The organism is Kitasatospora sp. NPDC092286 (genome assembly GCF_044755565.1).
Classification (GTDB): domain Bacteria; phylum Actinomycetota; class Actinomycetes; order Streptomycetales; family Streptomycetaceae; genus Kitasatospora.
On sequence record NZ_JBIVRD010000039.1, the window covers coordinates 51,448 to 72,789 of the forward strand.

The window sequence follows — 21,342 nt, forward strand, 5'->3', positions numbered from 1 at the left end:
CGCGGGGCCGGGAGGGGGGCATTCGGGTGGCGGCGGCCCGGTGCGGACGCGTTCTCGGCCCCCGCATCGGTGCTCTTCCGCTGCTGGCCCGCGCCGTCCTGGGCATGCATGGTGTCGGCGGCATCACCACCGGCGCCGTCGAAGCCGGCATCACCTCACCTCTTCAGGTGACCGAGCCCACCGAGGAGCACCCGACCGTGACCGACACCGCACCCCGGGCCGTCCTCGCCGCCGCCTCCCCCGGCCACCCCGCTGCCGCGTTCCCCCGGGGTTTCCGCTGGGGCGCCGCCACCGCCGCCTACCAGATCGAGGGCGCGGTCGCCGAGGCCGGCCGTACCCCTCCATCTGGGACGCCTTCAGCCCCCCCCCGGACGGACCGCGAACGGCGACACCGCCGTCGACCACTTCCACCGCTTCCGCGAGGACGTCCGGCTGATGGCCCGCCTCGGCCTCACCTCCTACCGGTTCTCCCTCTCCTGGCCCCGTGTCCAGCCCACCGGCCGCGGCCCGGCGAACCCCCGGGGCCTCGACTCCTACCGGGCGCTGACCGACGAGCTCCTGGAGCACGGCATCACTCCGGCCGCCACGCTGTACCACTGGGACCTCCCCCAGGAGCTGGAGGACGCCGGCGGCTGGCCCGACCGGGACACGGCGAACCACTTCGCCGACTACGCCGCCCTGGCCGCCGGGGCGCTCGGCGACCGGGTCCCCACCTGGATCACCCTCAACGAACCCTGGTGCAGCGCCTTCCTCGGCTACGGATCGGGGGCCCACGCCCCCGGACGCACCGACGCCCTCCGCGCCGCGCCGCGCCGCGCCGCGCACCACCTCAACCTGGGCCACGGCCGGGCGGTGCGGGCCCTGCGCGCGGCGCTGCCGGCCACCGCGGAGGTCGCCGTCTCGCTCAACCTGCACGCCGTCCGCCCGCTCACCGCCGGCTCCGACGACACGGAGGCGGCCCGCCGGGTCGACGCCGTCGGCAACCGGGTCTTCACCGGGCCGATGCTCGACGGCGGGTACCCCGACGACCTGCTGGCCGACACCGGCCACCTGGTCGACTGGGCCGCCCTCGTCCGCGCCGGGGACCTCGCCGACATCGCCCAGCCGGTCGACCTGCTCGGCCTCAACTACTACACGCCGACGGTGGTGTCCGCCGCCGTCCCGGGCGTGCGGCGCCCCCGCGGGGACGGCCACGGCGACGGCCCGCACAGCCCCTGGCCCGGCTGCGAGGGCGTCGGCTTCCACCGCGCCAACGACGACGTCACCGCGATGGGCTGGCCCATCGACGCCACCGGACTGTCCGACTCGCCGGTCTCCCTGCACCGACGCCACGGCCTGCCCCTGCTGGTCACCGAGAACGGGGCGGCCTTCGAGGACACCGTCGCCCCCGACGGCTCGGTCGACGACCCCCGGCGCATCCGCTACCTCGACCCAGCACCTGGGCGCGGTCTCCCGGGCCCTCGCCGCGGGCGCCGATGTCCGCGGCTACTACCTGTGGTCCCTGCTGGACAACTTCGAGTGGGCCCAGGCCCGTCGAACAGGCTGTCATCATAGCGAGGCCTTAACCCTGAGTTACCGCCCGCCCATGGAGCGTATTTGGTCGCGATCAAGGGGTGATCCTGTTGAGGTCTTTGGATCCAGATCATCGCGCCGCGAAGGTGGAGGCCGGCGAGGTAGCCGGCGGACGTCCTGTCGTAGCGGGTGGCGATGCCCCGCCAGGCCTTCAACTTGTTGATCAGGCGCTCGCCCCGCCTCGGCCTCCGCGATCGCGCCCTCCAGCAGGGCTTCGAAGACGCCCGCGTCACGCCATTGCCGGAAGCGATCGGAGACGGTTGACCACGCGCCGAACTCCGCCGGCATCTCCCGCCACTGCCCTCCGGTCCTGAACCGCCAGATCACGCCCCCGAACTGCTGCCGCAGTCGCTCCGGGTACGGGCCGTACTCGCCGATCGGCAGGTACGGCTCGATGAACTCCCATTCCTCATCCGTCAGTTGCACTCGCGTCACGCGACATGATCTACCTGATCAGGCGCAGCCCGCGGGTTCCGTGTTCCCGGGCGATGTCGACGACGGAGCCGAGCGGCTCGCGCAGGTGGACGGCGCCCTGGTGGTCCTGGTCGAGGAGCCAGGCGATGGCTGCGGACTTGACGTAGAGGTGGTCGGCGCTGGCCACGTCCCGGGCACGGCGCTCGCACACGTGCTGGCCGGTCGGGTCGGGGAAGTGCGCGAAGTGGCAGACCCGGTCGGTGTAGAGCTTCGTCGTCAGCTGGTCGCCGCGGCCGCCGAGCAGCGACCCGCACCAGAAGGTGTCCTCGCTGTGCTCCTGGCGGAAGGCATCCAGCTCGATCGCCTCCAACGGCAGGATCAGCGGCACCTCCGATGCCGCGCTGCCCAACACCGCCGTCTGAATCCGCCGCTTGTCACCCGGAAACGACAACCCCCAAACTCGGGCCTGACCATGGCTGTTTCATCGTGCCACCACGCCGTGCCGGGCACCGGGGAAACGGCGCAAGTCCCACCAAAGCACTGGTGAAGCCGACGGAACAGAGTGCCGGCGGGGGCGTGGACCGGCAGACGAACGCTCGGGTTGATCTCCAGCAAGCCGGTGGCCGGCCTCCGTACCAATCGCGAACCGCCTGCTATACGGCGGTATACGGGTTGACGATGGTGTGGTGCCGTTGCGCGGTTTCCAGGACCTTCCGCGGAAAGCGGGGCCCGGCAACGTAGTGACGGCCCTTCGTCTGCCCGACCGCTGTCAGAAGTTCCGCCTTGGTCAGGGCCTGCAGGTCCCTCGTCGCCTGTTGGGTGTTGATCGCTTCGGCTTTCTCGTAGCGCGAGCGGCGCACCCGCCCCACCATCGCCACTTCGTGCAGAGCGGTCGTCTGGCGCTCGGTGATCCCGTAGCTGCCGGCTACCTCGATGAGCTGTGTCCAGCAGTCATTGGACCGGTCGACGCGGCGCTGGACCCGCTGCGTCTGCTGGTGGTAGGCGAGGAGATTGAACTTGATCCACGGCAGTGCGTCCCGCTGGGGTGACCAGACCGGACCGCCGACCTCGCGCAGCACCTTGTAGTAGTCCCAGGTGTTGCCGGGCATCCCCAGCCACTCCTCGATCGAGGAGAACTCGGCGGCGAGGACTCCACCCCGGGCGATCAGGAGGGTTTGCAGAGAGCGGGACATCCGGCCGTTGCCGTCCGACCAGGGGTGGATCTTCACCAGGTTGAGGTGCGCCATCGCGGCCCGCACGAGGACGTGGCTTTCGAGGTCGTCATCGTTGAGCCAGTCGACAAGCTCACTCATCAGACCGGGCAGCAGCTCGTGGTCCGGTCCCTCGTAGTCCGTGGCCAGGTCGTCGCCGGGGGCCGTGATCCGAATGGCCGTCCTGCGCCACTGCCCGGCGGTCTTGAGCGGGTGGTGGTGGCCCTGGAGCATCCAGTGCAGGGCGTTGAGCAGTTCCTTGCTGTAGCGGAAGTCAGCAGCATCGTTGAGGGACTGGATGTAGGTCATGGCCTGCTGGTAGGCCAGGGTCTCCGTCTTGTTCTCGTCGCTGGCCTCGACCTCGCGCTCGCCATCCATCAGGTCGGCGACATCCCTCGCGTCGACCTGATAGCCCTCGATGGTGTTCGAGGCCGCGATGGCACTGGCCGTGAGGGCCTTGCGCAGGTCGAGGGTCCATTTCATGGGGGCCTGCTGAACCGCGTACCGCAGCTGGTCGCGCATGGAGTTGATCTGCTCCAGGACCTGATGGTCGACGGACTCGAGGCGGGGCGTCTGATACAGCATGAATCAATGATACCCAGCTCCTATCATTCAATCATTCCAGGCTGCCGAGCCGCGGTCCTGGTCACGCGGCACCGCGGGTGAGGGCCGGCTGCGACTGGCGGGCGGTGCGCAGCGGGACAGTGTGGCCGCGGACGACGGCGACGGCGGCGTGGTGGCGGGCGAGGAGCTCGCGGGCGCGGACGGTGTCGGGCCGCGCCGCGTTGAGCTTGGTCAGGAGCTGGCGCTGTTCCAGGCGGAGCTTGGTGGCCCAGGCCGGGGAGTCGCAGGTGATGCGCAGGGTGCGGGTGTCGGCGTTGAACCCGGCCGGGAACCAGTGCAGGGCGGCGTCGGCGCCCGTGGAGGTCGCCTCCGCCTGGGGCGGGCCCGCCGTCCGCACAGGGCCAGGGATGGCCTTCACCGGGTGCGGGGCACCCAGGACCCGCGCTCCACCGCACCGTGCGCGCCGGTCGGGAGTAGACGCTACGCGGCGGTGGACAGCCCGGCCCGGGTGGACAAGGGGGTCCAGCGGCTCCAGCGGGCGTTCGAGGAGACGGCCCGCTGAGCACCGTCCGGCCCGCCGCGCGACCTGCGCCGGCCCCCGCCGGACCGTGACTCCGGCCCCGGCCGGTCCGCTCCGCCGCCCGAACCTCCCCGCGCGGCGGCGCCGTCGCCTACAGTGAGAGCTTCTTGCGGACGGGACCGGGTGACGGCACGGGCGGGGAGGGGGCCGGAGTGGAGCGACGCGTACGTCGGACCGCGGCGGCCGCGCTGTCCTGCGCGTTCCTCGCGGCCTGGGCCGTCTGCCAGGTCCTCCTCGGCACGGCGACGGGCGCGGCGCAGCCGGCCCCCGACGCGCCGCCCGCCGTCGCCGCCCCGGCCGCCCCCGCCGCCGTACGGCTCGGCCCGGCGGGCGCGGAGGTCCGGCGCACCGCGGACCGCCCCGACTCCGACGTCGCCCAGCGGCGGACGGCCGCCGCCGAGCCCGGCGTCCGGCTGCCCGCGCTCCCGCCGGCCGCGCTCCCGGCCGCCCGGGCAGACGCCCCCCGGCCCCGGGCCTGGATGTACGCCCCGGGGCCGCGCCAGGAGCGGGCGCCGCCGTCCGACCACTACGACCCCCGCCACACCCGCGGTCCCCCCTCCACCCGGTCCAGCTGACGTCCCACCGCGCCCGCCGACCCGGGTGCCGCGGCCTGCCCGCGGCCCGGACGGGAGGGCTCCGGCCACCGTGCCCGGAGCGTTCCCGGCGACGCGCCATCCCCTCGCGTCCGCCCGTCCCGGGTGCGGCGTCCCCCGCGGACGCCCGGCTCCCGCGGACCGCCCGTGGAGTACCCATGCCTACTCGCCGTGCCACGTTCTGGCGCGCGCTCGTCGCGCTCGCCGTCGTCGGTGTTTCGCTCTACGTCGCCCTGACCACCCCGCCCCGCCTCGGCCTCGACCTGCGCGGCGGCACCCGGATCGTCCTGGAGACCCAGAACTCGCCCACCGTCCGCGCCGACGCGGACGCCACCGACCGGGCGCTGGAGGTGCTGCGCCGCCGGGTCGACGGCCTCGGCGTCGCCGAACCCTCGCTCGTCCGCGCCGGGGAGCGGCGCATCGTCGTCGAACTCCCCGGCGTCCAGGACCCCCGCGAGGCCGCCGGGGTCATCGGCCGCACCGCCCAGCTCACCTTCCATCCCGTCACCGCGACCGCCGACGGCCCGGCCGGGCCCCCCGCGGCGGACGGCTCCCGGGTCCTCGCCGACCCCGGCCTCCCCGGCGGCCACCTGCGACTGGGCCCGCCGGTGCTGACCGGCGACGGCGTCAAGGACGCCTCGGCCGTCCTCGACACCCGGACGGGCCTCGGCTGGAGCATCGACCTCTCCTTCCGCGGCTCGGCCGGCGACGCCTGGGCCCGGCTCACCGGGGAGGCGGCGTGCGCCGCGCCGGCCGACCCCGCCCGCCGGGTCGCCATCGTGCTCGACGACCGCGTCCTGTCCGCCCCCGGCGTCCAGGAGAGCGTGCCCTGCGGGCAGGGGATCACCGGCGGTTCGACGCAGATCACCGGCGGCTTCTCGGCCGACGAGGCCCGCGACCTCGCGGCCCTGGTGAAGGGCGGCGCGCTGCCCGTCCCGGTGACGGTGATCGAGCAGAGCACCGTCGGCCCCACCCTCGGCGCCGAGGCGATCCGGGCCAGCGCCCTGGCCGCGGTCATCGGCCTGCTCTGCACCGGGGCTTTCATCATCGCGGTGTACCGCCTGCTCGGGGTACTGGCCACCGTCGCGCTGGCCCTCTACGGACTGATCTCGTACGCCGCCGTGGTCGCGCTCGGCACGACGCTCACCCTGCCCGGGCTGGCCGGCTTCGTGCTCGCCATCGGCATGGCGGTGGACGCCAACGTGCTGGTCTTCGAACGGGCCAGGGAGGAGTACACCGCGCCCCGGGCGGCCGGCCCCGGCAAGGAGCGCGACCTGCGGCGCCCGCTCCGCGTCGGGTTCGCGAAGGCGTGGAGCGCGGTGGCCGACTCCAACGTGACGACGCTGCTCGCCGCCGGGCTGCTCTTCGTGTTCGCCACCGGCCCGGTCAAGGGCTTCGGGGTGACGCTCTCGATCGGCGTGCTGGCCTCGATGTTCTCGGCCATGCTGATCACCCGGCTGCTCGCCGAGTGGGCGGTGCGCCGGCCGGCCGTCGCCCGGCGGCCCGCCCTGACCGGCATGGCCACCGTCGGCCGGCTCCGGACCCGGCTGACCCGGCGGCCGCCCCGGCTGATGCGCCACCGGCGGCGCTGGCTGGTTGCCAGCGCCGGCCTGCTGCTGCTCGCCCTGGCCGGGATCGGCGGGCGCGGCCTGGACTTCGGCGTCGAGTTCACCGGCGGCCGGGTCGCGCAGTACACCGCCGCACAGCGGGTCGACGCGGACGCCGCCCGCACGGCGGTGGTCGACGCCGGGTTCCCGCAGGCCGTGGTGCAGACCACCGGCGACACCGGCGTGTCCGTCCGCACCAAGGAGACCGGCGACGACCAGCAGCAGCGCATCCGGGAGGCGCTCACCGGCGTCACCGGCGAGCTGTCCGTGGAGCGCGACGAGCTGATCGGGCCGAGCCTCGGCAGCGAGCTGCGCGGCTACGCGCTGGCCGCGCTCGGGCTCGCGGTCGCCGCCCAGCTGCTCTACCTCACGATCCGCTTCCGGTGGACCTTCGCGGCCGCCGCGGTGATCGCGATGGCGCAGGACCTGCTGCTCGTCCTCGGCCTCTTCGCCTGGCTGGGCAAGCCGGTGGACAGCGTCTTCCTCGCCGCGCTGCTCACCATCGTCGGGTACTCCGTCAACGACACGGTGGTGGTCCTGGACCGGCTGCGCGAGCTGCGCCGGACCGGGACGAAGGCGAGCTGGGCGGACCTCGCGGACCGCGCCGTGGCGCAGACCCTCCCCCGGACGGTGAACACCGGCATGGGGGCGCTGTTCGTCCTGGTGGCCCTGGCGGTCCTCGGCGGCGACTCGCTCGCCGACTTCTCGGTGGCGCTGCTGGCCGGGGTCGTGGTGGGCACGGCGTCGACGGTGTTCACCGCGATGCCGGTGGTCGTGCTGCTCCAGGGGCGGTTCCCGGACCGGCCGCGGGAGGCCCGGGAGGCACGGACGCCGCACGCGGCGGGCGCGGCGCGGGCGCGCGACCACAACGGGGCGGTGGTCTGAGCGGCGCTCGATCCGCTCCCGGAGTCCGGTCGGGGAGCGGTGCTGCGGCTGCTCCAGGACGGTTTCCTTCACCGCGCGGGGGAGGCCTCCGCGGTGGGCGAGGGCCGCCTGTAGCGGGATGGGGACAGCCTGCCGACTACGCCACCGTGGTCCGGACGTCCAAGAGCAGCGCCCACCGGTACGCGGCGGCCGTCGCGCGCCATACGGAGGCCCGACCGGGCGGGTGCGCTCCGCCCCCGGCGGCCGCCGGCCGGGGCGGTAGATTGCCGGGACTCCCCGCATCGTCCTCAGGAGCTTCCCGTGCTCGACACCACCGACGCCGCCCTGGTGCGCGAACTGCAGCGCGACGGCCGGGTCAGCTACCAGCGGCTGTCCGAACTCCTCGGCATCTCGCGGGAGGCCGCGCGGGCGCGGGTGCAGCGGCTGCTCCAGCGCGGCGAGGTGCGGATCGTCGGCATCGTGCCCCCGTCGGTGGCCGGGATCGAGGCGGTCGCCCATGTGTCGCTGGACGTGTCGGGCCCGGGCGGACCGGTCGCGGCGGCGGCGGCCGCGCGGCGGGCGACCAGCTTCGTCTCCTGCACGGCCGGGCCGCAGAGCGTGCTCGCCGAGATCCGGGTCGCCGACGGGGCCGCCCTGGAGCGCGAGTTCGCGGCGCTGCGGGCGACACCCGGGGTGCGGCGGCTGGAGGTGTTCCGCTGCGCCGAGCTGGTCCGGGACGCCTACGCGCCGGAGGTCGCGGGCGGGCGGCCCGGTCCGCCGCCCGCGCTGGACGGGGCCGACCGCCGGCTGCTCGGGCTGCTCCAGCTGGACGGCCGGGCCAGCTTCGCCGCGCTGGCCGAGCGGATCGGGCTCTCCCAGCCGGCCACCCGGGCGCGGGTGCTGCGGCTGCTGGAGCTGGGCGCGGTGCATGTGACCGGGCTGGTGGAGTCGCGTGCGCTGGGCGTGCGCGAGGCCGCCGGGGTCGGCCTGGGCGTGCGGGGGCCGGTCCGGGCGGTCGCCGAGGCGGCCGCCGGACTGCCGGGGGTGAACTACGTGGCCACCGGCTACGGGCGCTTCGACGTGGTGTGCGGCCTGGACGCCCCGGACCGCTCGGCACTGCTCGCCGGGCTGGAGGCGGTGCGCGCCCTGCCGGGCGTGGCCCGCTCGGAGTCCTGGGTGCACCTGGACATCGTCAAGGAGTCCTACACCTACGATCTACCCATCCGATAAGCGATTTCTTCTCCTGGAAAGCACCAGGCGAATGATCCGCCCACCCAACAGATTCTGATAGGCGAAACGATATAAATGAACTCTTGACGCGTTCTTTTCGCCTCGCCTTCAATGGCCGGACACCTTCCCCCGCGAGAGAGTCCGGTCACCGATGACGTCTTCTCCTCCCCCTCCGCCCGCGGTCGCGGCGCTGCCGCGCTCGCTGGGCGTCTTCGGCGGAGTCCTGCTGACCCTGTCGTGCGTGACGCCCGCGTCGTCGCTCTTCATCGTCGTGCCCCCGCTGCTGCAGTCCCAGGGCAGCGGCGCGGTCATCAGCCTGCTGGTGGCCGCCGTGCTCTCGCTCGGGGTGGGCCTGTGCTACGCCGAGCTCGGCACCCTGGTGCCCAGCGCCGGCGGCGAGTACTCGATCGTGGGGCAGGTGCTCGGCCGGCTGGCCGGCTGGCTGGTGTTCGTGATCTCGATCGTCTCGCTGCTGGTGATCCCGCCGATCATCGCGCTCGGCACCGCGGACTACCTCGGCTCGGTGCTGTCGCTGGACCCGGCGGTCGCGGGCGGCGCGGTGATGGCGCTCGCCGTCGCGGTGGGCGTCCTGGACATCAAGTCCAACGCCCTGATCACCGGGATCTTCCTGGGCCTCGAAGTCCTCGCCGCCGCCGTCGTCACCGTGCTCGGCCTGACGCACATCCAGCAGCCGGCCTCGACCCTGGTGCACGCGGTCGTGCCGGACGGGCAGGGCGGCACCAGCCCCTTCACCCTCGGGCTGCTGATCTCCGGGCTGACCGTGGCGATCTTCACCTACAACGGCTTCGGCACCGGCATCTACCTCTCCGAGGACCTCCGCGACCCGCGCCGCTCGGTCGCCCGGACCGTCCTCTGGTCGCTGCTGGCCGGGGTCGTCGTCATCACCCTCCCGGTGATCGCGATCTGCCTGGGGGTGAGCTCCCCGGACCAGCTGGCGGCGGGCGACCTGGTCGCCATCGTCGACTCCTGGGCCGGCAGCGCGGTCGGCACCTTCGTCAGCCTCTGCATCGCCGCCGCCATCCTCAACGCCGTCATCGTGATGGTGATCCAGAACGGCCGGGTGCTCTACGCCTCCGCCCGCGACCGCACCTGGCCCGACCGGGTCAACCGCGCCCTCGGCACCCTGCACCCGCGCTGGGGCTCCCCCTGGGTCGCCACCCTCGCGATCGGCCTGCCGGGCGCGGTGCTGGCGCTCACCGTCCCGATCGAGGCGCTGCTCGGCTTCACCGGCGTGGTCGTCGCGGTGATCTACCTGCTGCTCGGCATCGCCGCCCTGGCCGCCCGGCGCGGCCGCCACCGCGCCACCGGCGCCTGGCGGATGCCGCTCTGGCCGGCCGCCCCCGTCCTCACCACCGTCGTCCTCGGCTACACGCTCACCCGGCAGGCCGGACGCGATCTGCTGATCACCCTCGCGGTGCTGCTCGTCGGGGTCCTCTACTGGTTCCTCTACCTGCGCCCGCGCAGCGCGACGCACTGGGTGCTCAGCCTGCCCGCCGACCAGACCGCCGGGACCGGCCCGGCACCCCGCCCCGCCACCGCCGTCCCTGTCACCGCTGCCGCCACCGCCACCACCACCGCCGCCACCACCGCTTCGGAGAACTCGTGAACCGCCCCGCCGAACTGATCGTCCACAACGCCCATGTCCACACCGTCGACGAGCGGCGCCCCCGGGCCGAGGCGGTCGCCGTCCGCGACGGCCGGATCGCCTGGGTCGGCGACGGAGACGGCTGGCGCGAGCTGGCCGGCCCCGGCACCGAGGTGGTCGACGCCCGCGGACGGCTACTGGTGCCCGGCTTCGTGGACAGCCACAACCACGTCCGGCTCGGCTCCGACGCGGCCTGCGTCCAGCTGGCCGGCGCGGCCGACCTGCCCGAGATCGGCCGCCGGATCGCCGACTGGCTGCGCCGCAACCCGTCCGCCGACTGGGTCGAGGCCGAGGCCTTCGACTACTCGGCCGTCCCCGGCGGGCGGATGCCCACCGCCGCCGACCTCGACCCGTACACCGGTGACCGGCCCGCCTTCGTGCTCAGCTACGACGTGCACACCGTCTGGCTGAACACCGCCGCCCTGCGCCGCCTGGGCATCACCGCGGCCACCCGTGAACTCCCCTTCGGCACCGTGCGGACCGACCCGGCCACCGGCGAACCCACCGGATTCCTCACCGACTTCGCGGTCCGCGGCCTCTCCCGGGACGGGCACCGGGCGCTGCGCGCCGCCGGCGTCCCGTGGGCCGCCCCCGACCGGCAGTACGGCCGGCTCTGCGCGAGCCTCGACCTGGCGGCCCGGTACGGCCTGACCACCGTCGTCGAACCGCAGAACTCCCTCGACGACCTGGCCCTGTTCGAGCGGGCCATCGCCGAGGGCCGGCTCCGCTCGCGCCTGGTCGCCGCGCTCTTCCACCCGCGCGGCACCACCCCGGCGGAGCTCGCCGGGTTCGCGGCGGCGGCCCGCCGGCACAGCGGCGACCGCTTCCGGGTCGGGCCGCTCAAGCTCTACATCGACGACGTGGTGGAGCCGCACACCGCCGCCCTGCTGGAGCCCTACGCGGGCCACCACAGCCACCGCGGCGAGACCTTCTACCCCGCCGAGGAGTTCGCCGAGGTGCTGGCCGGCCTCGACGCGGCCGGCTTCCAGACCTTTGTCCACGCCACCGGAGACCGGGGCATCCGGACCGTGCTCGACGCGGTCGAGCACGCCCGCCGGGTCAACGGGGCCCGGGACGCCCGCCACCAGGTGGTCCACGTCGAGTGCCTCGACCCGGCCGACGTGCCCCGCTTCGCCGAACTCGGCGTGGTCGCCTGCATGCAGCCCCGGCACTGCTCCCCCGACATCGCCGGCCCCGGCCGGGACTGGGCCGAGGCCGTCGGCGAGCAGCGCTGGTCCAAGGCCTGGCCGATGCGCAGCCTCCAGGAGGCCGGTGCGGTGCTGGCGTTCTCCAGCGACTGGAACGTCGCCGAGATGGATCCGCTGGTCGGCCTCTACACCGCCGTCACCCGCCAGGGCCTGGCCGGCGGCGAGGCCTGGGTGCCCGGCGAGACCGTCTCGCTGGCGGACGCGCTGCGCGGCTACACCCTGGGCAGCGCCTACGCCAACTTCCTGGACGACCGCCTGGGTTCGCTCACCCCCGGCAAGCTGGGCGACCTGGTGCTGCTCTCGGAGGACCTCTTCGCCCTGGACCCGAAGGCCCTGCTGGACGCCCGGGTCGACCTCACCGTGGTCGGCGGCGAGGTCGTCCACCGGGCCGGCTGACCCCCGCTCCGCCCGGCGGCGCGTGCGCGCCGCCGGGCCCCGGCCCCGGCCCCGGCCCGGCTCTGCGGCAATTGACCGTTTCGGACACTGCTCTCATCTGATGATCACTCATTTGCCAGCAATCGGACTCCTGGCGTACGGCGCCGTCCACTCGAATTCCTTCGCACACCGTCGAGATTCGAAAGGCACTGGACCCATGGCCCGTACCGCCGATCACCTGTCGCCCGACCAGCAGCTCAGGGAGGCGGCGACCCGCCTCGGCCGCCGACGGTTCCTCACCGTCACCTCGGCCGCCGCCGCGCTGGCGTTCACCACCAACCTGCCCGACGCGCAGGCGGCCGACGCCGAACTGGCCCCCCGCTCGCTGACCGAGAACCCGTTCACCCTCGGCGTGGCCTCCGGCGACCCGCTCCCCGACGCGGTGGTGCTGTGGACCAGGCTCGCCCCCCGCCCGTACGAGCCGGGCAACGGGCTGCCGCCCACCGGCACGGTGCGCGTCGGCTGGGAGATCGCCCGGGACGAGCGCTTCCGGAAGGTCGTCCGGCGCGGCACGGCCAGGGCGCACGCGGAGTTCAACTACAGCGTGCACGTCGACGTGGACGACCTCGACGCCGACCGGGTCTACTGGTACCGGTTCACCGTCGGCAGCTGGAGCAGCCCGACCGGGCGCACCCGCACCGCGCCCGCCCGGGGCCGGAAGCTCGACGAGGTCCGCCTCGGCCTGGTCTCCTGCCAGGCCTACGAGGACGGCTACTTCACCGCGTACCGCCACCTCGCGAACGAGAACCTGGACGCCGTCTTCCACGTCGGCGACTACATCTACGAGTACGGGATCGACGCGGTCGGCGGCGACCGGAAGTACACCGACCGCACCCTGCCCGCGCTCTACAACCACGAGACCACGACGCTGGAGGACTACCGGCTCCGGTACTCCCTCTACAAGACCGACCCGGACCTCCAGGCCGCGCACGCCGCCTTCCCCTGGTACGTCACCTGGGACGACCACGAGGTGGAGAACAACTACGCGGCCGGCATCCCCGAGAAGGGCCAGTCGCCCGAGGCGTTCGTGGCCCGCCGCGCCGCCGCCTACCGGGCCTACTGGGAGAACATGCCGCTGCGCATGCCGAAGCCCGACGGCACCGACCTGAAGCTCTACCGCCGCGTCCACTACGGCCAGTTGGCGCAGTTCGACATCCTGGACACCCGCCAGTACCGCTCCGACCAGGCCAACGGCGACGGCTGGCAGTACCCGACCCCGGAGTCCGCCGACCCGGCGCGCACGCTCACCGGCGCCACCCAGGAGCGGTGGCTGCTGGACGGCTTCCGCCGCTCCAGCGCGGTCTGGAACGTGCTGCCGCAGCAGGTGGTGTTCAGCCAGCGGAAGAACACCACCAACCCGACGTCCAAGCTCTCGATGGACGCCTGGGACGGCTACCCGGCCGCGCGCGAGCGGCTCCTGACCGGGGTCGAGCGGGCGGGCGTGAAGAACCTGGTGATCCTCACCGGCGACGTCCACGTGGCCTACGCCCTGGACGTCAAGCGGGACTTCAACGACCCGGCGTCCCGGACGGTGGGCGTCGAGTTCGTCGGCACCTCGATCAGCAGTGACGGGGACGGCGAGGAGCGGCCCTCCAACTGGAGCACCCTCCTGGCGGCCAACCCGCACATGAAGTTCTACGACGGGCGGCGCGGCTACACCACGCTCACCCTCGACCGCCGGCACGCGCGCGCCGACTACCGGACCGTCTCCCACATCACCACGCCGGGCGGCACGATCAGCACCTCCGGTTCCTTTGTCTCGGAGGCCGGCCACCCCGGCATCCAGCAGGCCTGACACCCCCCTCGGACGCCCCCTCGGGCATGCGCCGGGCCCTCCGTGCCACCGCCGGCACGGAGGGCCCGGCGCGTCACGGGGCCGGCGCGTCACGGGGCCAGGACGCGCTGCTTGGCAGCGGCGAACTCCTCCTCGCTGAGCATCCCCTGCGCCCGGAGCGCGGCGAGGCGTTCCAGACCGGCCAGCACCTGGTCGTCCGGCGGAGGAGGCGGAGGAGGCGGAGGTGCGGCAGCGGGTGGCGGCGCGGCAGCGGGTGGCGGCGGCGCGGCGGCGGGCGGCGGCGCGGCGGCGGGCGGCGGCGCGGCGGCGGGCGGCGGCGCGGCGGCCTGCTGGTGCCGGGCGGCGACGCGGCCGGAGACCGCGGTCGCGGTGCCCGCCACGACGGCGGTGCGGGCGGCGGTGCCGATCAGCCCCGGGCGCCCGCCTCGGGAGAGACGACGGCCGATCATGAGCTTCTCCTCCTCGGGTGGGGCGGTCAGGGCTTGTGGCCGATCGCGACGAGATCGGCCTCGACGATGCTCAGCGGGACCTGCTCCCGGGCCACCAGCAGGCCGCCGGCCTCCTTCAGCGCCCGGACGAGCGGGGTGGCCCAGCTGTTCTCCCAGACGATGATCGCGGCGGAGCTGTCCGGCGGGATCTCCTCGCAGACCGAGGCGAGGTCCTCCTCGCTGAGCAGCCCCTGGATCTCGCCGTCCACCTCGGAGAAGGCGGCGGCCTCGTCCTCCTCCAGCGCGTCCAGCTCCAGCACCCGGGCGGTTCCGTCCGCGTCCCGCTTGATGAAGGTCAGGTCGATGATGCGGACGATGCCCTCCGAGGTCAGACGCTTGAGCTCGGGGACGATGTCACCGCGGAACCTGTTGCCCGGGAAGGCGATGACCGCGTACTCGACCGGTCCGATGTCCATGACGGACCTCCCGTGTCGGCGCCCGGTGGCTGCGGGCGGGTGCTCTCCCATCGTGCGCCCCGGCGCAACCGGGTGCGAGTGGAGCGGGAGGGTCCCACGCCCGGCCGCACCGACCGTGTGGCGCCGCCCCGTCGGAGCGCCGTCATGAGAGCGCCCGGCCACCCCTGTGTCCGGCCGTGCCGCCCTACCGTGGGGTCCACCGGCATCGGACGCCGCTGAGCCCGCGAGACCGAGGAGATCACCGTATGACCGCCACCGGAACCCCCTCCGACCCCGCCGCGACCGAGGCCGACCGGACCCTGCTGCTGGCCGCCGTGGCCGCCGCCCGCCGAGCCAGGGAGGCCGGCAACCACCCGTTCGGCGCACTGCTCGTCGGACCCGACGGCGCCGTGCTGCTGGAGGCGGAGAACACCGTCGTCACCGGGCGCGACGCCACCGGCCACGCCGAGACCAACCTGGTCCGGCTGTCGACCGCGAGGTACGACGCCGGCTTCCTGAGCCGGTGCAGCCTCTACACGAGTACCGAGCCGTGCGCGATGTGCGCGGGTGCCGTCTACTGGTCCGGCATCGGCCGGGTCGTCTACGCCCTCGGCGAGGACGAGCTGCGCGCGATGACCGGGGCCGACGAGAAGAACCCGACCCTGGCACTGCCCTGCCGCCGGGTGTTCGCCGCCGGACAGCGGGACCTGCCCGTGGTCGGCCCGGTGGACACCGACGGTGCCCGCGAGGTCCACCGGGACTTCTGGGGCTGAGGGCCCGGGCCGGAAGGTCCTCCCGGGGCGGTCAGCCGAGCCGGTTGACGGCGGCCGCGAAGGCGGCGGGGAAACGGGCGGCGGTGGGCACGATCCGGTGTGCCAGCCGGGGCTGCCCACGCAGCCAGAGCAGGGAGCCGGTCAGCAGCCGGTACTGCCGGGACACCCGGCGCCACGCCGACTCGTACTCCTGCGGCCGGTCGGCCCGGACGCAGCGCACCAGTTGGTCGGCCGCGCCGAGGGCGATCGACAGGCCCTCGCCGGTGAGCGCGTCGACGTAGCCGGCGGCGTCGCCGACCAGCAGGACGCGCCCGGCCACCCGGGCGCGGACCCGCTGGCGCAGCGGTCCGGCGCCGAGGACGGGCGTCGCCGCGGCCCGCGGCAGGCGGGCGGCCAGCCGGGGGAACCGGGCCAGTTGCTCGTCGAACGGGCCGCGGTCGCCGGTCAGGACGGCAACCCCGACCAGGCCGGGGCCGACCGGGGTGACATAGGCCTCGGACCGGGCCGACCAGTACACCTCGACGCAGTCCGTCCACGGCGGTACGGCGAAGTGCCGGCGCAGCCCGTACCGGGCCGGTGCCCGGCCGGACCGGGCCTCCAGGCGCAGGCCGCGCCGGATCGGTGAGTGCAGGCCGTCGGCGGCCGCGAGGTAGCGGGCGGTGATCCCGGCCGCCGTGACGCTGTCGCGGCCCTGGTGGACGGCGGTCACCCGCAACGGCAGGACGGCCACGCCGAGTTCGCGGGCCCGGCGGTCCAGCGCGGCGTGCAGGTCGGTCCGCCGGACGCCCAGGCCCGGGTCCCCCCGGAAGAGCCCCTCGGCCTGGTAACGGTCGTCCAGGTAGCGGATCCCCCGGAGGGCGTGTCCGTCGACGGTGACGCCGAGCTCGGCCAGCGCCCGCCGGCCGGCGGGCATCAGCCCCTCGCCGCAGGCCTTGTCGACCGGCGTCCGGCGGGGCTCGGCGACCACCACCTCCAGGCCGGCCCGGGCGGCGTGGATCGCGGTGGCGAGTCCGGCCGGGCCGCCGCCGGCCACCAGGAGGTCGATCACGGGGCCGTACCGGACGGGGCCGGGGCGCGGTCCGGTGCGGCGGCCGGGGCCGCGCGCAGGGCGGCGTTCTCGCAGCGCAGCCGGACCGCGAGGAGGGGGAGGTTGAGGAGCGTGAAGCCGGCCGCGGTGAGCCAGGCGGTGTGGACCAGGGGCAGTGCGACGCCCTCGGCCACGACCGCGAGGTAGTTGGGGTGGTTCAGCACCCGGTACGGGCCGGTGGCCACCAGGGGCAGGCCGGGGACCACGAGCACCCTGGTGTTCCAGCGTGGTCCGAGGGTGCCGACGCACCACCAGCGCAGGGCCTGCGCCGCGAGCGCGAGCAGCAGCGCCGGCCACCCGAGCGCGGGCAGGAACGGCCGGTCCGCCCAGGCCGTCTCGGCCAGGCAGCCGGCCAGCAGGGCGGTGTGGAGCAGGACCATGACGGGGTAGTGGCCGCGCCCGTGCTCGGTGGCGCCGTGCCGCCGGCTCCAGGCGGTGTTGCGGCGTGCGGTGCGGAGCTCAGCCAGGCGTTCGGCGGCCACCAGCAGCACGAGGGCGGTGTAGGGGGTCATCGTCGGCCTACCAGCGGATCAGGACGAGTTCGGAGCAGAAGCCGGGCCCCATGGCGAGCAGCAGGCCCGGGGTGCCGGCCAGCGGGGGGCGCAGCGCGAGGGTGTCGCGCAGGATGTGCAGCACGGAGGCCGAGGAGAGGTTGCCCACCTCGGCGAGCGAACGCCAGGTCAACTCCAGTGCCTTGGCGGGTAGATCGAGGCTCTCGCGAAGGGCGTCCAGGACCTTGGGGCCGCCGGGGTGGCAGACCCAGGCGGTCACGTCCTGGAGCTTCAGGTCGTGGTCGGCCAGGAACGCGCGGACCTCGGGCCCCAGGTGACGGCGGACCAGTCCGGGCAGTTCGCCGCCGAGCAGGATCCGGAAGCCGCCGTCCCCGATGTCCCAGCCGAGCAGGCGCTCGGTGTCCGGGTAGAGCCGGCTGCGGGTCGCCACCACGACGGGCCCGTCGTCCGGGCGGCGGCTCGGGTGGTCGCGGCCGACCGCGACCACGGCGGCCGCGCCGTCGCCGAACAGCGCGCCGGCCACCAGGTTCGCCGCCGAGGCGTCGGTCCGTTGCAGCGTCAGGGAGCAGAGTTCGACGGAGAGCAGGACCGCGACGTCGGCGGGCCGGCCTTCCAGGTAGTCGTGGAGCCGGGCGATTCCGGCGGCGCCGGCCACGCAGCCGAGCCCGAAGACCGGTACCCGTTTCACGTCCGCGCGCAGCCCGAGGCGGGTGGCGAGCCTGGCTTCGACGGACGGGACGGCGATGCCGGTCACCGAGGTGGAGATCAGCAGGTCCACGTCGCGCGGGCGCAGTCCGGCCTGGTCGAGCGCCTCGGCCAGGGCCCGTTCGCCCAGTTCGAGGGCCACCGTGATGAAGCTGTCGTTGGCTTCGCCGAACCCGCTCAGGGCCGCGTAGCGCTCCAGCGGCATGGCCAGTCGGCGGCCGCGCACCGTGGACGCGGCGTGCAGCCGGTCGAGCAGTTCGCGCCGCCCCTCCCCCACCGCCCCCATGGCCGCCAGCGCGTCCGTGATCTCGTGCTGTTCGTACCGGTGCTCCGGCAACACCCCGTGGACGGCTGCGATTCGCGTCATTGCCCCAGCATAGGGACGAACAGCATCAAATCGCCCTCAGCCGCGAGGGCCGCGCCGATCCGGCCCTGCGGCCCCGGCCGGATCTAGCATCACGGTGTGCCCACCACCGAAAGCGGTCGTAGCGATGTCCACCGGGTCGGCGGAGCCGTGGAGTTGACGCACCGTCGAGCAGGCCGGTCGGCGCTCGCGCTGCTGCGGGCGTGCCACCCCGAGCCGACGGCGGCGGTCACCGTGCTGATGACGGCGCTCGCCGCGGTGTCCGGGCGGAGCGCGGCCGGCTGCCTGCTGGTGGCGTCCGCCGTGCTCACCGGTCAGCTGTCGGTGGGCTGGTGCAACGACCGGGTCGACCTGGCGCGTGACCTCGCGGCGGGCCGGCGGGACAAGCCCCTGGCCACGGGCGCGCTCGGCCCGACGACGGTGTCCGTCGCGGCGGGCGGCGCGCTGGGCCTCTGCGTTCCGCTGTCGCTGGCGAGCGGGCCCTGGGCGGCCGCCGCCCATCTGTCCGGTGTCGCGGCGGCGTGGGGTTACAACCTCGGCCTCAAACGCACCGCCGCCTCCTGGCTGCCCTACGCCGTGGGCTTCGGCGCGCTGCCCGCCTTCGTCACGCTGGGGCTGCCCGGCCATCCGTGGCCGCCCGTCTGGTCGGCCGCGGCGGGGGCGCTCCTGGGTGTCGGGGCGCACCTCACCAACGTGCTCCCGGACATCGAGGCCGACCTGGCCGCGGGCGTGCGCGGACTCCCCCAGCGGCTGGGCCGCCGCCGGGTCCGGGCGCTCGCGCCCGTCGTGCTGCTGGCCGCGTCGGCCGTCCTGGCGTTCGGGCCCGCCGGACCGGCCGGATGGGCCGGATGGGCCGCGTTCGCCGTCACCGGTGCGCTGGCCGCGGCCACCGTGCTGCCGGCCGGCCGGGATCCGCGCAGCCGGCTGCCGTTCCTGGCGACCCTGGGACTGGCGGCGACCGCCGTGGCACTGCTTCTGCTGCGCGGAGCCGCGCCGGCCTGAGCGCGCCCGCGCTCCGGGCGGGGCGCGTCCGGAGCGCGGGCGGGCGGCGCCCGCCGGCAGGAGATCCGGCGGGCGCCGCGTGAGCGGGCCCCGGACGGGGCGCTGGAGGTGGAGATAGGAATCGAACCCATGTACGCGGCCCTGCAAGCCGCTGCCTCGCCTCTCGGCCACTCCACCGGGCGATGTGTGCAACATTAGGGCAATGCTCCGGAAATCCCGCACCCCGACACACGGGAAAACGCCGCGCCGCCTCCCCGGGCCTTTCCGGACACACGCTCCGCCCGGCGTTTCCGCGCGCCACTCGTCCCGGCGGTAACCTGCTGCGTGCAGTGCCCCCGATCCGAGAAGATGGGATTCACACGTGACGGTCAAGGATTCCCAGCCGGCCATTTCTGTCAGCCCCGTATTCACCGGGCCGGCCGCCCGCTGCCAGTACAAGAGCCTGCCGCTGCGGGACCTCCCCCCGCTCGGCCTCGTCCGCCAGGCCCGGATGGCGCGCGAGGAGGCCCGCGAGCGCCACGCCGGGGTGCCCGCGCCCGGCCGCCCCTCGGCGTTCGCGGTCGGCGACTGGGTGCGGGTCAAGGACGCAGACGCCGTCCGGGCGACCCTCGACGAGCAGGACCGCCACCGCGGTCTCTGGTTCACCGACAGCCAGTGGTCGTACTGCGGCCGCACCTACCGGGTCGAGCACATCGTCCGGCGGATGGTCGACGACCACTACCGGATGCGCCGCCTCTCCTCCACCACGACGCTGGCGGGCGCCACCTGTCTGGGCGCGGACCGGACGCAGGGCTGCGGGCTGGCCTGCGCCCTGCTCTTCCGGGACGAGTGGCTGGAGCCGTCCACGGCGGAGGCGGCCCACGTCATCCCGTCCGACTACCGGGCCACCGTCCGCAGCCTCCCGGAGATCCAGGCCACGCTGGACGGCTCGGGCCGGCTGCACGGGGTGCCGTTCCACCCCGGCATGGCCAGGTTCGCGGGCACCCGCCACGGCGCGACCCACGTGGGCCACCGGGCGCTGGCCTGGTGGCAGCGGCCGGTCGGCGGCGACTGGTACGTCCTGGACAGCCTGCGGTGCGGCGGCGAGCCGCTGCCGGAGACGGGCTGCGACCGCCAGTGCGGCCTGCTGTGGCACGCCTCCTGGCTCCGCCTGGAGCCGGCGACCGGCGAGTGAGACCCACGGCCGGGCACCGGGCCGGCTGCGGCCCGGCGCCCGGTCGCGGCAGCCCGGTCGCGGCAGCCCGGTCGCGTCAGCGGGTCCAGCGGTGGCGCAGGTACTTGGCCGTCAGGCGCAGCGGGCCGTCGCGGTCCCCCACATAGCTGCGCGGGAGGGTGTGCGGGCCGGCCGCGGCCCCGGGGCTGACGGCGCAGGCGTGGGTGTAGCCGGCCGCTTCGACGGCCCCGACGGCGGCCGGGTCGAAGGACCCGTACGGGTAGCAGAAGCCCTCGACGGCGCAGCCGGTGACGTCCTGGAGGATGCTGCGGCTCTCCGCGACCTCGGCGGTCAGCCGCTCGGGGGCGAGACCGGCCAGGGCGACATGCGTGAGGCTGTGCGAGCCGACCTCCATCCCGGCGTCGACCACGGCGCGGACCTGCCGGGCGGTCATCAGGGGCTTGCGCGGCCCTTCGCGGTCCCAGTCGTTGTCGGCGCCCATCTTCCGCGCCACGACGTAGACGGTCGCCGTGAAGCCGTGGTCCGCCAGGAGCGGCACGGCCTGGTCGAGGAAGTCCCGGTAGCCGTCGTCGAAGCTGAGGCCGACGAGCCCGGCCGCGGTGCCGGCGGCGTGGGCGCGCTCCAGCTCGCCGACGGAGACCCCGCGCAGGCCGCTGTGCGAGAGCCAGCGCAGCTGGCCGCGGAGCCGGTCGGGATGCACCGTGACGAGGTAGGGGTCCTCGGGTTCGGTGTCCACCGAGTGGTACATGAGCGTCCACGGGCGGCGCTCCGCCCGGCGATCGCGGCCCTCCGGACCCGATGGGGGGAGAACAGCGGAACCATGCTCAGAGAGCGTCATCTTCAACCCCGCCGTCGATTCGCCCGTCATCCGCCTGGGCGTGCCGAATCGGCCCACGGAATCAGGAGTCCCTGCTCGGTGCAGTCGAGCACGGTGGATTCTGGCAGACCGGATCACGGCAATGTGACCACCGGGGCTGTTACACGGAGGAAATACTTCGCACGGCGCATTAATTCCGTATGGGTATGACAATAATTCCTAATTGAGGACTGTTGATCGACCTCGCGCGAGAAAATCCCGCACGAGGTCCGCCAGATCCGCGAGA

Annotated in this window: 19 protein-coding genes, 1 tRNA gene and 2 pseudogenes; 11 read left to right on the plus strand and 11 right to left on the minus strand. The window is 74.5% G+C overall.

Features of this window, described 5'->3' with window-relative positions; translation table 11 throughout:
* Positions 1-197: 197 nt before the first annotated feature.
* Positions 198-1,525 (plus strand): annotated as a pseudogene (locus tag ACIQIB_RS31045) (glycoside hydrolase family 1 protein); the annotation flags it as partial.
* A 218-nt stretch (positions 1,526-1,743) separates the two neighbouring features.
* On the opposite strand, the pseudogene ACIQIB_RS31050 reads toward ACIQIB_RS31045, so the two are convergent.
* The 4 genes and pseudogenes from ACIQIB_RS31050 to ACIQIB_RS31065 all read right to left on the minus strand — a co-directional run.
* Positions 1,744-2,007: pseudogene (locus ACIQIB_RS31050) on the minus strand (transposase); the annotation flags it as partial.
* 10 nt (positions 2,008-2,017) lie between these two features.
* Positions 2,018-2,395 (minus strand): hypothetical protein, encoded by a 378-nt coding sequence (locus tag ACIQIB_RS31055; RefSeq protein ID WP_400762084.1) that lies wholly within the window; start codon positions 2,393-2,395, stop codon positions 2,018-2,020.
* Positions 2,396-2,639: 244 nt separating this feature from the next.
* Positions 2,640-3,782: a Fic family protein gene (locus tag ACIQIB_RS31060; RefSeq protein WP_400762085.1), complete on the minus strand. Its 1,143-nt coding sequence runs from the start codon at positions 3,780-3,782 to the stop codon at positions 2,640-2,642.
* 61 nt (positions 3,783-3,843) lie between these two features.
* A complete protein-coding gene (locus ACIQIB_RS31065; RefSeq protein ID WP_400762087.1) occupies positions 3,844-4,179 on the minus strand; it encodes a DciA family protein in 336 nt (111 codons plus the stop codon).
* A gap of 3 nt (positions 4,180-4,182) precedes the next feature.
* Between ACIQIB_RS31065 and ACIQIB_RS31070 the strand changes: the two genes are divergently transcribed.
* The 7 genes from ACIQIB_RS31070 (at position 4,183) to ACIQIB_RS31100 (ending at position 13,739) form a co-directional block, all read left to right on the plus strand.
* On the plus strand, positions 4,183-4,323 hold the full coding sequence (locus ACIQIB_RS31070; RefSeq protein ID WP_400762088.1) for a hypothetical protein: 141 nt from the start codon (positions 4,183-4,185) through the stop codon (positions 4,321-4,323).
* 170 nt (positions 4,324-4,493) lie between these two features.
* Positions 4,494-4,916 carry a hypothetical protein gene (locus ACIQIB_RS31075; protein ID WP_400762089.1) on the plus strand — a complete coding sequence of 141 codons (423 nt, stop codon included), beginning with the start codon at positions 4,494-4,496 and terminating at the stop codon, positions 4,914-4,916.
* A 176-nt stretch (positions 4,917-5,092) separates the two neighbouring features.
* Positions 5,093-7,426, plus strand: coding sequence for a protein translocase subunit SecD (gene secD / locus ACIQIB_RS31080; protein ID WP_400762091.1), 2,334 nt, complete (start codon positions 5,093-5,095; stop codon positions 7,424-7,426).
* A 300-nt stretch (positions 7,427-7,726) separates the two neighbouring features.
* Entirely contained in the window at positions 7,727-8,635 is a 909-nt protein-coding gene (locus tag ACIQIB_RS31085; RefSeq protein WP_363609417.1) for an Lrp/AsnC family transcriptional regulator, read from the plus strand.
* 151 nt (positions 8,636-8,786) lie between these two features.
* Positions 8,787-10,262 (plus strand): APC family permease, encoded by a 1,476-nt coding sequence (locus ACIQIB_RS31090; RefSeq protein ID WP_400762093.1) that lies wholly within the window; start codon positions 8,787-8,789, stop codon positions 10,260-10,262.
* A complete protein-coding gene (locus ACIQIB_RS31095) occupies positions 10,259-11,905 on the plus strand; it encodes an amidohydrolase (protein WP_363609413.1) in 1,647 nt (548 codons plus the stop codon). Before ACIQIB_RS31090 ends, ACIQIB_RS31095 begins: the two co-directional genes overlap by 4 nt.
* A 196-nt stretch (positions 11,906-12,101) precedes the next feature.
* Positions 12,102-13,739, plus strand: a complete 1,638-nt coding sequence (locus ACIQIB_RS31100; RefSeq protein WP_363609411.1) for an alkaline phosphatase D family protein — start codon at positions 12,102-12,104, stop codon at positions 13,737-13,739.
* An 89-nt stretch (positions 13,740-13,828) separates the two neighbouring features.
* On the opposite strand, the gene ACIQIB_RS31105 is transcribed toward ACIQIB_RS31100, so the two are convergent.
* Positions 13,829-14,188, minus strand: coding sequence for an SHOCT domain-containing protein (locus tag ACIQIB_RS31105; protein WP_400762095.1), 360 nt, complete (start codon positions 14,186-14,188; stop codon positions 13,829-13,831).
* Between the two features lie 26 nt (positions 14,189-14,214).
* Positions 14,215-14,643, minus strand: a complete 429-nt coding sequence (locus ACIQIB_RS31110) for a DUF6325 family protein (RefSeq protein ID WP_400659535.1) — start codon at positions 14,641-14,643, stop codon at positions 14,215-14,217.
* A 245-nt stretch (positions 14,644-14,888) separates the two neighbouring features.
* Here ACIQIB_RS31110 and ACIQIB_RS31115 point away from each other — a divergent pair, with 245 nt between their 5' ends.
* Entirely contained in the window at positions 14,889-15,395 is a 507-nt protein-coding gene (locus ACIQIB_RS31115; RefSeq protein ID WP_363609405.1) for a nucleoside deaminase, read from the plus strand.
* Between the two features lie 31 nt (positions 15,396-15,426).
* On the opposite strand, the gene ACIQIB_RS31120 is transcribed toward ACIQIB_RS31115, so the two are convergent.
* The 3 genes from ACIQIB_RS31120 to ACIQIB_RS31130 are packed head-to-tail and all read right to left on the minus strand — an operon-like array spanning position 15,427 to position 18,066.
* Positions 15,427-16,443 (minus strand): NAD(P)/FAD-dependent oxidoreductase, encoded by a 1,017-nt coding sequence (locus ACIQIB_RS31120; RefSeq protein ID WP_400762098.1) that lies wholly within the window; start codon positions 16,441-16,443, stop codon positions 15,427-15,429.
* Positions 16,440-16,994 carry an isoprenylcysteine carboxyl methyltransferase family protein gene (locus tag ACIQIB_RS31125; RefSeq protein ID WP_400762100.1) on the minus strand — a complete coding sequence of 185 codons (555 nt, stop codon included), beginning with the start codon at positions 16,992-16,994 and terminating at the stop codon, positions 16,440-16,442. Before ACIQIB_RS31125 ends, ACIQIB_RS31120 begins: the two co-directional genes overlap by 4 nt.
* Before the next feature lie 7 nt (positions 16,995-17,001).
* Positions 17,002-18,066, minus strand: a complete 1,065-nt coding sequence (locus ACIQIB_RS31130; protein ID WP_400762102.1) for a type III polyketide synthase — start codon at positions 18,064-18,066, stop codon at positions 17,002-17,004.
* Between the two features lie 96 nt (positions 18,067-18,162).
* Here ACIQIB_RS31130 and ACIQIB_RS31135 point away from each other — a divergent pair, with 96 nt between their 5' ends.
* Positions 18,163-19,065, plus strand: a complete 903-nt coding sequence (locus ACIQIB_RS31135; protein WP_400762104.1) for a UbiA family prenyltransferase — start codon at positions 18,163-18,165, stop codon at positions 19,063-19,065.
* Between the two features lie 103 nt (positions 19,066-19,168).
* On the opposite strand, the gene ACIQIB_RS31140 is transcribed toward ACIQIB_RS31135, so the two are convergent.
* Positions 19,169-19,242: transfer RNA gene (locus ACIQIB_RS31140), tRNA-Cys, on the minus strand.
* Positions 19,243-19,426: 184 nt separating this feature from the next.
* On the opposite strand from ACIQIB_RS31140, the gene ACIQIB_RS31145 reads away from it, so the two are divergent.
* Positions 19,427-20,239, plus strand: a complete 813-nt coding sequence (locus ACIQIB_RS31145; protein WP_400659549.1) for a hypothetical protein — start codon at positions 19,427-19,429, stop codon at positions 20,237-20,239.
* Between the two features lie 76 nt (positions 20,240-20,315).
* Here the strand turns inward: ACIQIB_RS31145 and ACIQIB_RS31150 are convergent, their stop codons facing one another.
* Complete coding sequence (locus ACIQIB_RS31150) at positions 20,316-20,975, minus strand: polysaccharide deacetylase family protein (protein WP_363609393.1); 660 nt, start codon at positions 20,973-20,975, stop codon at positions 20,316-20,318.
* Positions 20,976-21,342 lie beyond the last annotated feature (367 nt).